Origin of the sequence: Demequina lignilytica, from assembly GCF_030418375.1 — a bacterium.
Taxonomy (GTDB): domain Bacteria; phylum Actinomycetota; class Actinomycetes; order Actinomycetales; family Demequinaceae; genus Demequina; species Demequina lignilytica.
Window position 1 is genome coordinate 203,920 of the sequence record NZ_JAUHPZ010000002.1, and the last position, 14,082, is coordinate 218,001.

Annotated in this window: 12 protein-coding genes and 1 riboswitch; of the genes, 11 read left to right on the plus strand and 1 reads right to left on the minus strand. The window is 71.8% G+C overall.

Translation table 11 applies throughout. The features are described 5' to 3' along the window. Nucleotides 1–109: 109 nt before the first annotated feature. From QQX13_RS04610 to QQX13_RS04650, 9 genes are all read left to right on the plus strand, one after another. Nucleotides 110–2,752, plus strand: coding sequence for a glycosyltransferase (locus tag QQX13_RS04610; protein WP_301152628.1), 2,643 nt, complete (start codon nucleotides 110–112; stop codon nucleotides 2,750–2,752). Nucleotides 2,753–2,955: 203 nt separating this feature from the next. Next, nucleotides 2,956–4,131, plus strand: a complete 1,176-nt coding sequence (locus tag QQX13_RS04615) for an ROK family transcriptional regulator (protein WP_301119755.1) — start codon at nucleotides 2,956–2,958, stop codon at nucleotides 4,129–4,131. A gap of 56 nt (nucleotides 4,132–4,187) precedes the next feature. Continuing rightward, a complete protein-coding gene (locus QQX13_RS04620; RefSeq protein ID WP_301119757.1) occupies nucleotides 4,188–5,501 on the plus strand; it encodes an extracellular solute-binding protein in 1,314 nt (437 codons plus the stop codon). Nucleotides 5,502–5,623: 122 nt separating this feature from the next. Then, a complete protein-coding gene (locus QQX13_RS04625; protein WP_301152630.1) occupies nucleotides 5,624–6,577 on the plus strand; it encodes a carbohydrate ABC transporter permease in 954 nt (317 codons plus the stop codon). Then, entirely contained in the window at nucleotides 6,574–7,413 is an 840-nt protein-coding gene (locus tag QQX13_RS04630) for a carbohydrate ABC transporter permease (RefSeq protein WP_301152631.1), read from the plus strand. The genes QQX13_RS04625 and QQX13_RS04630 overlap by 4 nt, the downstream gene beginning before the upstream one ends. Then, nucleotides 7,410–8,828, plus strand: a complete 1,419-nt coding sequence (locus tag QQX13_RS04635; RefSeq protein WP_301152633.1) for a glycoside hydrolase family 3 protein — start codon at nucleotides 7,410–7,412, stop codon at nucleotides 8,826–8,828. Before QQX13_RS04630 ends, QQX13_RS04635 begins: the two co-directional genes overlap by 4 nt. A gap of 1 nt (nucleotide 8,829) precedes the next feature. Further along, nucleotides 8,830–9,723: an ROK family protein gene (locus QQX13_RS04640; protein ID WP_301119765.1), complete on the plus strand. Its 894-nt coding sequence runs from the start codon at nucleotides 8,830–8,832 to the stop codon at nucleotides 9,721–9,723. Further along, nucleotides 9,716–10,498: a glucosamine-6-phosphate deaminase gene (locus QQX13_RS04645; RefSeq protein WP_301119767.1), complete on the plus strand. Its 783-nt coding sequence runs from the start codon at nucleotides 9,716–9,718 to the stop codon at nucleotides 10,496–10,498. The genes QQX13_RS04640 and QQX13_RS04645 overlap by 8 nt, the downstream gene beginning before the upstream one ends. 10 nt (nucleotides 10,499–10,508) lie before the next feature. Further along, entirely contained in the window at nucleotides 10,509–11,384 is an 876-nt protein-coding gene (locus tag QQX13_RS04650; protein WP_301152634.1) for an N-acetylglucosamine-6-phosphate deacetylase, read from the plus strand. A gap of 194 nt (nucleotides 11,385–11,578) precedes the next feature. On the opposite strand, the gene purU is transcribed toward QQX13_RS04650, so the two are convergent. Next, nucleotides 11,579–12,424 (minus strand): formyltetrahydrofolate deformylase, encoded by an 846-nt coding sequence (purU, locus tag QQX13_RS04655; RefSeq protein ID WP_367281270.1) that lies wholly within the window; start codon nucleotides 12,422–12,424, stop codon nucleotides 11,579–11,581. 98 nt (nucleotides 12,425–12,522) lie between these two features. On the opposite strand from purU, the gene QQX13_RS04660 reads away from it, so the two are divergent. Both QQX13_RS04660 and QQX13_RS04665 read left to right on the plus strand, forming a co-directional pair. Then, entirely contained in the window at nucleotides 12,523–13,056 is a 534-nt protein-coding gene (locus QQX13_RS04660) for a GNAT family N-acetyltransferase (RefSeq protein ID WP_301119773.1), read from the plus strand. A gap of 26 nt (nucleotides 13,057–13,082) precedes the next feature. Beyond that, entirely contained in the window at nucleotides 13,083–13,913 is an 831-nt protein-coding gene (locus tag QQX13_RS04665) for a hypothetical protein (RefSeq protein WP_301119775.1), read from the plus strand. 43 nt (nucleotides 13,914–13,956) lie between these two features. Beyond that, nucleotides 13,957–14,043, plus strand: a riboswitch (ZMP/ZTP riboswitch). Nucleotides 14,044–14,082 lie beyond the last annotated feature (39 nt).

Consider the following 14,082-nt stretch of genomic DNA (forward strand, 5'->3'; position numbering starts at 1 on the left):
CGGCGCCGGCGGACGCGTCCACTCTAGCCGTCTCCGACGCGCGTCACCGGCGTCGGGGAGTCCCCGTGAGCCGACCGCCGGGGTATCCGGATTCCGTAGACTTGCCCGCATGTCCTTCGGCCTGCAGCGGATCAGATCCACTCCCAGCCTCCTCCGGCGCCTTCTCCACCGGCTGCCCGCGAGCACGCGCACCCAGCTGTCCGAGGCCAAGCGCCGGGCCCGCCGGGACTGGTTGATCGAGCGGCCGAGACGCGCCACGCGCAGGGCGCGTCGCCGGGCTCAGGTCCGGGCGAAGCTCCGGTCGCTGCCGCTGCGCGACCAGGTGATCTACGAGAGCAACTACGGGGCCGGCGTGCTCTGCAACCCGGAGGCGATCTTCCGGACGCTGCACGCGGACCCGGCGTACGGCCGACTGTCGCACGTGTGGGTGCTGAAGAACGGGCGGACCGCACGTGGCGTCCAGCAGGAGTTCGCGTCCGACCCGCGGGTGCGGTTCGTCCGTTACGGCTCCTGGGAGTACATCCGTGAGATGTACCGCTCGCGCTACCTGGTCAACAACTCGACGTGGCCGACGCACTTCTCCAAGCGGCCCGGTCAGGTCTATGTGAACACCTGGCACGGCACGCCGCTCAAGCACATGGGCTACGACATGCCGGACGGTGCGCTCCAGTCCGCCAACACCTTGCGGAACTTCCTCATGGCGGACTACCTGGTCTCGCCGAACGAGCACACGACCCGCCGCATGTACCTCGACGCCTATCGCCTCGACGGCGTGTTCACCGGAACGATCATCGAGACCGGCTACCCGCGGGTCGACCGGTCGCTGCGCATGGCCGACGACAGGCGGTCGGCGCGGGAGTGGCTGGAGCAGTTCGGAGTCGCGTGTCCCGATGGTCCGACGACCGTGCTCTTCGCGCCGACGTGGCGAGGCGCGTCGTTCAGCTCGCCGCAGGACGACGCGGAGGAGGTCGCGGACACGGTGCTCGAGCTGCAGGAGCTCCTCGGTGACGACTTCTTCGTCATGCTCAAGGTGCACCCGCAGGTCGCGGACGGCGTCGCGGCGCTCCCCGACCTGGTCGGACGTCTGGTGGGCAACGATGCGCCGACAGCCGGCGCCCTCGCCGCCGCCGACGTCCTCGTGACGGACTACTCGTCCATCTTCTTCGACTACCTTCCGCTTCGCCGCCCGCTCGTCTTCTTCGTGCCCGACTCGGACGACTACCAGCGTGGGCGTGGCACCTACCTCCCGGTCGAGTCGCTTCCCGGAAGCACGGTGTCGACGCTCGAGGATCTTGCCGGCGCGGTGCGTGACGCAGTCGCCGAGCCCGCGCTGGCCCCCGGCCTCGAGGACTTCGCGGAGCGGTTCGCTCCCTACGAGGACGGCGACGCCTCGTCCCGTGTGGTCGATGTGGTGTTCGGGGGAGCGAAGCGGCTCGACGTGGGCGCGTTGGTCACCGCCGGACGAACGAAGCCGCGCATGATGATCCACCTCGGGGGGATGCTGCCCAACGGGATCACCGCGTCGGCTCTCAACCTGGTCCGCAACCTCGACTACGACACCTTCGACATCACGGTCAACGTGCCGTGGCCCAAGGGCGAGAGCCAGGAGGAGCTGATCCGCGGGATCGATCCTCGAGCCAGGATCGTGTTCACCTTCGACGGGGTGGCGGAGGAGCCGTACCGCGTGCCGCTGCGCCGCCTCCGCCGTCGCGTGGTCCCGTTCGGCTCGCCGCCGAGGCGCGCGCGCGTCACACGCGCATTCTCGGCCGAGTGGCGGCGCATCTTCGGAGACGCCCAGTTCGACGCCGTGGTCGACTTCTCGGGGTACTCGCCGCGCCACGCCGGACTGATGCTCGGCGCGCCGGGCGGCCGCACCAGCATCTGGTTGCACAACGACATCGCAGCGGATCAGCTCAGGACCGTGCTGGGAAAGCAGCCTCACTACGTGAGCCTCGCGCAGACGATCAGCCTCTATCCGCACTACGACAGCCTGGTCTCCGTCTCCGACGCTCTCGCGGAGGTGAACAGGGAGTCGCTCGGGACGCCGGCGACCCGGCGACGGTTCCTCGCAGCCCACAACGTGATCGATGCGCAGCGCATCCTCGCCGGAGCGGGTCCGGACGCCGTGAGGGCGGAGGTCGAGGCGTCGAGCGCCGCGGGCCTTCCCCGTCGGGTCCTTGCGGCCCGGGAGCGAGCGCTCGCGCCAGTCGACCGGCGCAAGGTGTTCGTGTCGGTCGGGAGGCTGAGCACGGAGAAGAACCACGCCCGTCTGCTCGAGGCCTTCTCGATCGTCGTCGCCCGGCATCCTGACAGCCGCCTGGTGATCGTCGGCGACGGCCCGCTCCGCAACACGATTCGCGGACTCGTGCGCGGGCTCGGCCTCGTCGGGCACGTCGACATGGTCGGGCATACGTCCAACCCGTTCGCCTACATCGCCAACGCGGGCTGCCTCACGATGAGCTCCGACCACGAGGGGCAGCCGATGGTGATCCTCGAGGCGCGAGTCCTCGGGCTGCCGGTGGTGACGACGCGATTCTCGTCCGCCGACTCCGCCGTCGATTCGAGCTTTGGCCTGATCGTCGACCAGGACGCGAGCGCGCTCGCCGAGGGGATGCTGGCCTACCTCGAGGGGAAGGTCCCGTCGGCGCCGTTCGACTACGACAGCTACAACCGGCAGTGCCTGCGAGAGTTCTACTCCGCGACCGGCATGTGGGAGTTCGTCGCCGACCGTTTCGAGCCGACCTCCGCGTAGGGCACCGAGCGGCTCGGCTGTCGCCCCCAGGATCGTGCGCGCGCCAGGGGCGTCCGGTCGACGCTTGAGGTCGCGGGCCTCGCTCCTGGCGGTGCGGACGCCGGATCGCGTCGACCTGGGCCCTAGGTCACGGAGCGGTAACGATCCCGAAAGTTGCCGTTCAGGTCTTGTCTTTTGATTGTTAGTACTCTTTACTAACAAACATGGCTCCTGAGGTCACCCCCGCGACGCAGCCGTCGCCCGCCCGCCAGCGACGGTTCGCCTCCGTCGCTCGCCAGGACGCGCGGCTGACGCCGGAGCGCGCCCGCAGCCACAACCGGGCCCTCGTGCTCCAGGAGCTGTACCGCCCGGGCAACCTCAGCCGCGCGGACCTCGCCCGCGCCGTGGGTCTCACCCGCGTCACCATCTCCGACCTGGTCGCGGACCTCATCGAGGAGGGCCTGGTCGTCGAGCTCGGCCAGCGCGCCGACTCCCGTCCCGGCAAGCCCGCGACCCTGCTCGACATCAACCGCTCCGGCTTCTCGATCGTCGCGCTCGACCTGTCGTACGACAGCCTGTTCCGCGGCGTGGTCACCGACCTCGACGGCGTGGTGCTGGTGCGCGACCAGCTGAGCGTTCCCGGCGTCACCGGCGACGCGGCGGTCGACGCGGTCGCCCAGCTCCTCGCCCGCCTGGCCGACCGCGCCCCCGCCGCGATCCTCGGCGTCGGCGTCGGGAGCCCCGGCATCGTCGACCAGGGCGGCACCGTCCTCTCCGCCCCCAACCTCGGCTGGTCCGACCTCCCCCTGCAGACGATCCTCGCCGAGCGCAGCGGCCTGCCCGTCACGGTCGCGAACGACGCGAACGCCGCCGCGCTCGCCGAGCGCACGTTCGGCGGCGTGCAGGACGACTCGATCCTGGTCCGCGTCGGCCGCGGAGTCGGCTCCGGCCTGATCGTCGGCGGCACCCTGGTGCAGGGCGCGCACTCGGCGGCGGGCGAGCTCGGCCACGTGGTGGTCGGCACCGACGGCGGCGAGCTGTGCGCATGCGGCAAGGTGGGCTGCCTCGAGACCTGGCTCGCGATCCCGCGCCTCCAGTCGCGTCTCGAGGGCGTGGCGGACGATGCGGCCCGCGCCGTCGCGCTCGCCGCGGCGGGGGAGCGGCTCGGCATCGCCCTCGCGCCCGTGGTGGGCGCGCTCAACCTTGCCGAGGTGGTCCTGTCGGGACCCCTTGACACGCTCGACGGGACGCTGCTCGCGGCGACCGCCGACACCATCCGTGCCCGCACCATGGCCGACTCCCACGGGGGTCCCACGGTGCGGATGACCACGCTGGGACGCGACATCGTCGTGCTCGGCGCCGCGGTCATGGTCCTCACCGGACAGCTCGGGGTCTCGTAGGCCCCGGAACCCGCTGCGGCCCCGGCCCAGCACCCCACACAGAAAAGGAACTGGCAATGAAGAAGACGATGCTCGGGATGGTCGCGTTCGCGACTGCCGGCGCACTCGCCCTCGCGGGCTGTTCGTCGTCCGGCGACGAGACCGCCTCCTCGGCGGAGCCCACCACCGGCGGCTCCGCCACGGGTGCGGGCGCCGAGGACATCACCCTGTGGCTGATGGGCACGGACACCCCCGACGACCTGATCGACTACCTGAAGACCACCTACGCGGACCAGAACGGCGGCACCCTCACCGTCGAGCAGATCGGCTGGGGCGATGCGATCGCGTCGCTCACCACCGCGCTGCCCGACTCGGCGAACACGCCCGACGTCACGGAGATCGGCAACACCCAGGCCGCGACCTTCACCACGGTGGGCGCGTTCATGGACATCTCCGACATGTACGACGAGCTGGGCGGCGACTCGCTGCTCCAGGGCTTCGTCGAGGCGGGCTCGGTCGGCGACACCGCCTACGCCCTCCCGTACTACTTCGGCTCGCGCCTCGCGTTCTACCGCAAGGACATCTACGCTGCGGGCGGCCAGGAGGTCCCGACCACCCTCGCCGAGTTCACCGAGGTCAACAAGGCGCTCAAGGACGCCGGCGTCGGCGGCTCCTACACCCCGGGTCAGGACTGGCGCTCGGGCATCGCGTGGATCTTCGCGAACGGCGGCGACATCGCGACGTTCGACGGCTCCGCGTGGACCGCGTCGCTGTCCTCGCCCGAGTCGGTCGCCGGCATGGAGATGTGGCAGGAGCTGTTCGTCGAGTCGTCGGTGGCCACCGCGACCGACACCGACGCGAACTCGTACCTCGCGATCAACGACGAGTTCCTCCCCGGCATCCCCGCCGCGACCACGCTCGCGCCGAGCTGGGCCGCCTGCTGCCTCGGCGACATCGCCGACGACGACACGGTGACCTGGAACGACGAGAAGTTCGGCGCGTTCGTGCTGCCCGGCGTCGACGGCGGCGCGGCCCCGGTCTTCGCCGGTGGCTCGAACATCGCCATCTCGGCGACCACCACGCACCCCGAGGGCGCCAAGGAGCTCATGCGCATCCTGTTCTCCGCGGACTACCAGGGCATGCTGGCCGAGGCGGGCATGGGTCCCGGCAACCTCGACTACGCCGACGCGTACACCTCCCAGAGCCCGATGAACGCGCTGGCCTTCGAGGCGGCGTCGAGCTCGAAGCTGACCCCGGCGGCGCCGGGCTGGGCGGCCGTCGAGAACGCCACGCTGATGGAGCAGTACTTCCAGGCCGTGGCGGAGGGTGGCGACGTCGCGACGCTCGCCGCCGAGTACGACGAGAAGATCAACGCCCTCATCAACGGCTGATCCTCCCGTCACCACATCACCCGGGGTCCTGACCCCGCACGCAGGCCCGGGCGCTCATCCCCCCGAGCGCCCGGGCCTGCCCATGGGGGAGACTCCCACCCGAGAGACGTAAGAGGTTCCGCATGTCCACCATCGCGCCCGCGCCCGCCGCCGCGGCCCAGCGCGCGCCCGAGCCGCCCGGCCGCCGCCGCCGGCGCTCGCCGCTCCCGTACTGGCTCTCCATCCCCGCGGTCCTGGTGCTGATCGCCGGCATGGGATACCCGCTGGTGTGGCAGGTCTGGAACTCGTTCCGCGAGTACGGCCTGGCCCAGCAGTTCGGCCAGGACCCCACGTTCGTGGGCCTCGACAACTACATCCAACTGCTCACCGACACCGGCTTCTGGGCCGTCCTCGCCAAGTCGATCGTCTTCATGGCGGTCACCGCGCTCGCAACCATGGCGCTGGGCATCGGCGTCGCGCTGCTCATGAAGGCGATCCACGGCTGGGCGCGCGTCGTCCTCCAGATCGCGCTGCTGCTCGCCTGGGCGATGCCGATCGTCGCGCAGATGACGGTGTGGAACTGGCTCATCAACGCCCGCAACGGCGTCATCAACCACCTGCTGTCGCTGCTGCCGGGCGTCGACATGATCGGCCACAACTGGCTGGTCGAGCCGTTGAGCTTCTTCGCCGTCGCCTCGGTCATCATCACCTGGGCCTCGGTGCCGTTCGTCGCGCTGTCCGTCTACGCCGGCCTCACGCAGGTCTCGGACGAGGTGCTCGAGGCCTCCTCCCTCGACGGCGCCACGGGCTTCCAGCAGCTGCGGCTCATCATCATGCCCATCCTGCGCCCGGTGCTCGTGATCCTCCTGCTCCTGCAGATGATCTGGGACCTGCGGGTCTACGCGCAGATCGAGCTGCTGCAGGGCTTCGGCGCCCGCGGCTCGAAGTACGACCTGCTGGGCACGTACATCTACTCCCTCGGCGTGGGCCAGGGGAAGTTCGGCGTCGCCGCCGCGGCCGCGATGCTCGTCATGCTCTTCACCATCGCGCTGTCGTGGTTCTACGTGCGTGAGCTCCTGAAGGAGGACAAGTCGTGACCCGCACGCGCCCCCTGCGCACCGTCGGATCGGTGGTGGCGCTCGTCCTCGCGGTGGCCTGGGCCTTCCCGGTCTACTGGATGATCAACAGCTCGTTCCGGTCCGCCGCGACCATCTCGAAGCTCGAGCCGACCTTCAGCCCCTTCGGAGGCTCGACCGCCAACTACGCCGCGGTGCTCGGAGACTCCGGCTTCGTCGGCGCCCTCAGGATGTCGCTCGTGGTGACGGCGATCGCGCTGGTCGTGTGCATCGTCGTGGCCTTCCTGGGCGCCCTCGCGATCTCGCGCTTCCGCTTCCGCGGGCGCAAGTCGCTCGTCGTCGCCGTGATCCTGGTGCAGATGCTGCCGGCCGAGGCGATGTTCATCGCGCAGTACAAGATGATCTCCGGACTCGGCCTGCTCAACACCATCGCCGGTGTGTCGATCATCTACGTCGCGATGGTGGTGCCGTTCACCATGTGGATGCTGCGCGGCTTCGTCGCGGGCGTCCCGGCGGACCTCGAGGAGGCCGCCATGATCGACGGCTGCAGCCGGTTCGGCGCCTTCATGCGGATCACCTTCCCGCTGCTCGCGCCTGGGCTGGTCGCCTCCGGGGTGTTCGCCTTCCTGCAGGTGTGGAACGAGTTCGCGCTCGCCTCGATCCTGCTGACCTCCGACGCCACCGAGACGCTGCCCCTGTGGCTGCGCAACTTCTCGCAGTCGTCGGCGTTCGGCCAGATCGAGTGGGGTCAGGTCATGGCCGCGTCGACCCTGGTCGCGGTGCCGGTCATCATCTTCTTCCTGGTGGTCCAGTCCCGCATGACCAAGGGCATGGTGGGCGGGGCGGTGAAGGGATGAATCCGCTCGCCGTGCTCATGCCAGGGTTCGTCGGCACGACCCTCCCCGGCTGGCTCGAGACCCGCCTGCGCGACGGTCTCGGCTCGGTGTGCCTGTTCGGCCACAACGTCGAGTCCCCGTCGCAGCTGCGGGCCCTGTGCGACGCGATCCACGCCGCCAACCCCCGCGCGATCATCGCGATCGACGAGGAGGGCGGCGACGTCAGCCGGCTCTACCAGCACGAGGGATCGCCGTTCCCCGGCAACGCCGTGCTCGGACGGCTGGACGATGCGGCGGCCACCGAGGTCGTCGCCGCACGGGTCGGCGCCGAGCTGCGGGCGGTGGGCGTCGACCTCACCCTCGCGCCCGACGCCGACGTCAACTCGAATCCGCTCAACCCGGTGATCGGCGTGCGCAGCTTCGGCGCCGACCCCGCGCTCGTGTCGCGCCACACCGCCGCCTGGGTGCGGGGCGTGCAGAGCGCCGGCGTCTCCGCCTGCGCCAAGCACTTCCCCGGCCACGGCGACACCGCGCAGGACTCGCACCTGGCGCTGCCTCGGGTCGACGCGGACGAGGCCACGCTCGGCGTCCGCGAGCTCCCGCCGTTCGTCGCGGCCATCCGCGCGCGAGCCGCGACGCTCATGACGTCCCACATCCTGGTCCCCGAGCTCGACCCCGAGCTCCCCGCGACCTTCTCGCCGACCATCCTGCGCGGCCTGCTGCGCGAGGGGCTGGGCTTCCAGGGCGTCGTCGTCACCGACGCGCTCGACATGAAGGGAGCGTCCGAGGGACGCGGGATCCCCGCGGCCGCCGTGATGGCGCTCGCGGGCGGTTCCGACCTGCTGTGCCTGGGGTCGAACAACCCCGACGATGAGCTCGGCGCGATCGTCGCCGCCATCGACGCCGCCGTCGCGGACGGCACGCTTCCGGCCGCGCGGCTGCGCGACGCTGGGACCCGCGTGGCCGCGCTCGGCGCGCATCACGAGCGGGTGCGGCGGTCGCGGGTCGTGGACGCGCCTCCGATCATGGACGCGTTCACCGTGGCGACCACCTTCGCCGTCTCGGACCGCGCACGGGCGCTGCTCGCCGGCGACCGGCCGCGGGCCTGGCTGCGCCTCGAGCCCACCGCCAACATCGCGGTCGGCGCCTCCCCGTGGGGCCCGTTCGCCGCGGGCGTGGACGCCGTCGCGACCCTGGGCCCCGAGGGCGACCCCGCATCGTTCGCCGCGGCCGTCCCCGACGGTGCGCTGGCGGTCGTGGTCGGCAAGGACACGCATCGTCACCCGTGGGCGCTGGCGGCGCTGGACGCCGTCCGCGCGCGGGCCGACGTGGTCGCCGTCGACATGGGCTGGCCCGGCGAGGCCGGGGCGGACGTCGCCACCTACGGAGCGTCGCGCCTGGTGGGCGGCGCGCTCCTCGAGCTGATCGGACGCTGACATGCATCTCGGGATCGACATCGGCGGGACCAAGACCGACGCGGTCGTGGTCGACGCCGACGGCGCGGTGCGCGCGCGACGGACGCTGCCCTCGGGGCGGGGCGCCGCCGCGGTGATCGCGGCGGCGCTCGAGGCCGCGCGCGACGCCTGCGCCCAGGTGGGCGTGGAGCCGGCCTCCCTGACCATCGGCATCGGCACGCCTGGCACCGTGGTCGACGGGGTGGTGAGCCACGCGCTCAACCTCCAGGTCGACCGCCTGGACCTGGCCGGCGCCATCGAGGCCGCGCTCGGGGCGCGGCCCACCGTCGACAACGACGTGAACGCGGCCGCGCTGGGTGCGTACCTGCTCGCCGGCGGGGGCGAGCGCTCCATGGCGTACCTCAACCTCGGCACCGGGCTCGCGGCGGGGCTGGTCCTCGACGGGCGGCTCTGGCGAGGCTCCCGCGGGGCGGCGGGCGAGATCGGGCACGTCTCGGTCGACCCGGCGGGACCGATCGGCTCCGATGGCCTTCCCGGCGGCCTCGAGACCTATGCGTCCGGCGCGGGACTGACCCTGCAGTGGGGCGTCGACGGCGCCTCGGGGGCGGACGTGGTCGCCGCCGCCGCCGCGGGCGACGCCCGTGCGCGGGCGATCTGCGACGGCGCGATGTTCGGTCTCGCCTCGGCGGTCCGCGTCCTGGTGCTGACGCTCGACGTCGATGAGGTCGTCGTCGCCGGCGGCATGACCGCCTGGGGCGACGAGCTCATCGGCGGGGCCCGACGCCTGCTCGACGCGTGGGCGGCGACCAGCCCGTTCCTCGCGTCGCTCGACCTGGCCGCCCGGATGCGGCCGCTGGAGCTGGAGGTGCCGGTCGCCGCGATCGGCGCCGCGATGCGAGGAGGTGGACATGGCTGAGGTCATCGTCCTGGAGTCGCCGGCCGCTGCCGGCGCGTTCGTGGCGGCGCATATCGCCGCCGAGGTCCGTGCCCGGCCCGAGTTCACGCTGGGCGTCGCGACGGGCTCGACCCCGCTGCCCGTGTACGAGGGCCTGCGCGCCCAGGCCGCCGCGGGCACCGACTTCGCGCGGATCACGGCCTTCGCGCTGGACGAGTACGTCGGGCTGCCCGCGGGCCACCCGGAGAGCTACCGCGCCGTGGTCGACCGCGAGGTCACGGTCCCGCTCGGGCTCGATCCGGCCCGGGTGAACGTGCCCGACGGCGCGCTCGACGGGATCGAGACCGCCGGTGACCGGTACGAGGCCGCGTTGGCGGCTCACGGCGGCGTCGACCTCCAGCTGCTGGGGATCGGCACCACCGGCCACATCGGGTTCAACGAGCCGGGCTCGTCGTTCGGGTCGTTGACGCGCGTCAAGACGCTCACGGAGCGCACGCGCGAGGACAACGCCCGGTTCTTCGACTCGATCGACCAGGTGCCGATCCACTGCGTGACCCAGGGGCTGGGCACCATCCTGCGGGCCCGCCACCTGGTGCTGCTCGCCTTCGGCGAGGGGAAGGCCGAGGCCCTCGCAGCCGCCGTCGAGGGACCCGTCTCCGCCTCGATGCCGGGCTCGGCCATCCAGCTGCATCCCCGCGTCACCGTGGTGGTCGACCCCGCCGCCGCGTCGCGCCTGCGGTTCCGCGAGTACTACCGCTGGGCCCAGGACAACAAGCCGGAGTGGCAGGGGATCTAGGGTCGTGACCATGGACGGGCTCGTCGACATCCACTGCCACGGCGGCGGTGGGCACGACTTCGGCGACACCGTCGACGGCACGCTCGCCGCGGTGGACGCGCACCGTGCCCACGGGACCGCGCGCATCGTCGCCTCCCTGGTGTCGATGCCGATCGAGGGCGTCGCGCGAGCGGCGGCTGTGATCCGCGAGGCCATGCGCCTCGACGATGCGCTGGTCGGGATCCATCTCGAGGGCCCGTTCCTGGCGCCCGCGAGGAAGGGCGCGCACGACCCGTCGGCGCTGGCGGCGCCGGCGCCGGCCGCCGTCGCCGCACTGCTGGACGCGTGCGACGGCACGCTGCGGCAGATCACCGTCGCGCCGGAGCTCCCGGGCGCGGTCGAGGCGATCCGGACGCTGGTCGACGCCGGCGTGGTCGTCGCCGTCGGGCACACCGAGTGCACCGCGGACCAGGCGCGCGCCGCGTTCGACGCGGGCGCGTCGCTGATCACGCACGGCTTCAACGCGATGAGGCCCATCGCGGGGCGCGAGCCGGGGCCGCTGGGCGCCGCGATCGAGGACCCGCGCGTGTCGATCGAGGTGATCGCGGATGGCATCCACGTGGCGCCGACGAACATCGCGACGCTGTTCCGAGCGGCCCCAGGACGAGTGGTGCTGGTGACCGACGCGATGAGCGCCGCCGCGGCCGCGCCGGGCCGCTACCTGCTGGGCGGGCTCGACGTGGACGTCACGTCGGACGGACGGGCGGTGCTCGCGGGCACCGACACGCTGGCCGGCTCGACCCTCACGCTCGACCGTGCGGTCGAGGTGTGCGTCGCCGCCGGGGTCGCGCGGGAGGACGCGGTCGCCGCCGCATCATCCGTCCCGGCGCGGGTCATCGGCCTCTGACCCGGACCGCCGGCACCGACCGGCTCCACAGCCCCGGACCACCAGCACCTACCGCTCCAGATCCGGGCAGCTCTTCCGCTCGCTGTGCGGAACGGCATGGCTGGTAGATCGCATCCGGCGGTCGGCGCAGGCGGGGCGGTAGGTGCTGAGCGTCCGGGATGCCTGGTGATGCGGAGTGGTGTGGGTGGGCCCGCCTACTTGAAGACGATGGTGCGGTGGCCGTCCAGCAGGACCCGGTGCTCCGCGTGCCAGCGGACCGCGCGTGCCAGCGCGCGCCGCTCGACGTCCGCGCCGATCGCCGTGAGCGACTCCGGCGTGTAGGTGTGGTCGACGCGCTCGACGTCCTGCTCGATGATCGGCCCCTCGTCGAGGTCGGACGTCACGTAGTGCGCGGTGGCGCCGATCAGCTTCACGCCGCGGTCGTGCGCCTGGAAGTACGGGCGCGCGCCCTTGAAGCTCGGCAGGAACGAGTGGTGGATGTTGATCGCGCGTCCGCGCAGCGCCTCCGACAGGTCGGGCGACAGGATCTGCATGTAGCGCGCGAGCACGACCAGCTCCGCGTCCAGCTCCTCGACCAGCGACAGCAGCGCCGCCTCGGCGTCGGGCTTGCTGTCCGCGGTGACGGGGATGTGATGGAACGGCTTGCCGTAGAACGCGGCCAGGTCCTGCAGCGTCGGGTGGTTGCCGACCACCGCGACGATGTCGACCGGGAGGGTCTTGGCGCGCTCGCGGAACAGCAGGTCGTTCACGCAGTGCGCCGACTTCGAGACCATCACGATGGTGCGCATCCGCCGGCCCGCGACGTCGAGGCGCCAGGTCATGCCGAAGCGGTCGCCGACGCGCCCGATGGCGGTCTCGAGCTCGCCCTGGGGTGCGGCCGAGGCGAACTCGACGCGCATGAAGAACAGCCCGGTGTCCGGGTCGCCGAACTGCTGGGACTCCGTGATGTTGCCGTCGTGCTCCGCGAGCGCGCCGGACACCGCGTGCACGATTCCGGGCTGGTCGGGGCAGGACAGGCTGAGGACCCAGGACGACGTCATGCGGACAAGGGTACCGAGGCGCATGGCAGGGACGATGCGCGGGTCACGTTTCCGCGTCGGACGCCCGGGTCCGGCGCGCGGCATGCCACGATAGGGGCATGAGCGAGGGCGACCAGATCCGGATCGACGTGATCACCGCGGCGGACGCGGGCGAGCTGCTGACCGTGCGCCGGGCGGCGTTCGTCTCCGAGGCGCAGATCTTCAACGACCCCAACATCCCCGCGCTCACGCAGACCCTCGAGGAGCTGGTCGTCGACCTGCAGTCCGAGGACGTGGTGACGCTCGGCGCGTGGCAGGGCCACCGGCTGGTCGGCTCCATCCGGGTCGGCATCGAGGACGACAAGGCGACCATCGGCCGCCTCGCCGTCACCCCCGACCTGCAGGGCAAGGGCATCGGCACGCAGCTGCTGTTCGCCGTGCTCCGCTTCCTGCCCGAGGGTGTCAAGGAGGTCTGGGCGTTCACGGGCCAGAACTCGAAGCACAACATCGCCCTGTACAACGACAACGGCTACGAGCACCAGTTCGACCAGGTCGCCGGCGACCTGACGTACGCCTACCTGCGCAAGGTGCTCGAATCCGGCGCGATCGTCGACGACGAGGGCGAGGACGAGGTCGGCCGCGGCGAGAACTGAGGCCGCCACGCGGGGAGGCGTGGGTCATGTCCTGGTACCAGGACCTGGTGGTCGACACCGGCCGTGCGCCCGCGCTCTGGCTGCTGATCGGCTTCCTGGCCACCTTCGCCGCGACACGCTGGGTGACTCGGCGCATCCGCACCCGTGAGGCCTCCGGCGGGGGCGGGGTGGTCTCGAACATCCACATCGGCGGCGTCCACGTCCACCACCAGGTGTGGGGCATCCTGCTGGTGCTGGTGACCGGCCTGCTCGCCTTCCGCTTCGCTCCCGGCTCGCCATGGCAGGAGATCCTCGCGGCGCTGTTCGGCGCGGGCGCGGCGCTCGCCCTCGACGAGTTCGCGCTCTGGCTGCACCTCGAGGACGTCTACTGGTCCGCGGAGGGCCGGAAGTCCATCGACGCGATCCTCGTGGCAGCAGTGGTCGGTGCCGCGTTCCTGGTGCAGGTCAGCCCGATCGGGATCGCTCCCGACGACGCGGGCAGCGTCGCGGTCTACCTTGTCGCGGTCGCGCTGCATCTGACGTGGGTGGTGGTCGCGTTCCTCAAGGGCAAGCGGCACCTCGGCCTGATCGGCATCGTCGTCCCGCTGGTCTCGCTCGTGTGCGGTCTCCGGTTGGCGAAGCCCACCTCGTTCTGGGCCCGGCGCTTCTACGGCGAGGCGAAGATGACGCGTGCCCTGCACCGCTTCTCCGATGAGTATCAGGCGCGGTGGGATCGGCTGCGCGACCGCATCGGGGGTGCGCACGGGCATCGTGTGCCCGCTGCGATGGATCGGCTGGTGCATGACGAGATCGTCCATGCCACGGTGGACGCGCCCGGCGACGTGCCTCGTGCGCCTCGCGGCCCCGACGCCCGCTGACGCGTCCCGGACCGGTGGCGCGAGAGGCGGCGGTTGGTACACTCTCCCTCGTCGCAACTGGCGCAGTGGGTCACCCACAGGGAGCGGCGAGCAGCACCTCGACTCTTGGTCGCACGCCTGGGCCACTGGTCACCGGAACGTAGGGATGCCGGCGACCCGCCGGCGTGAT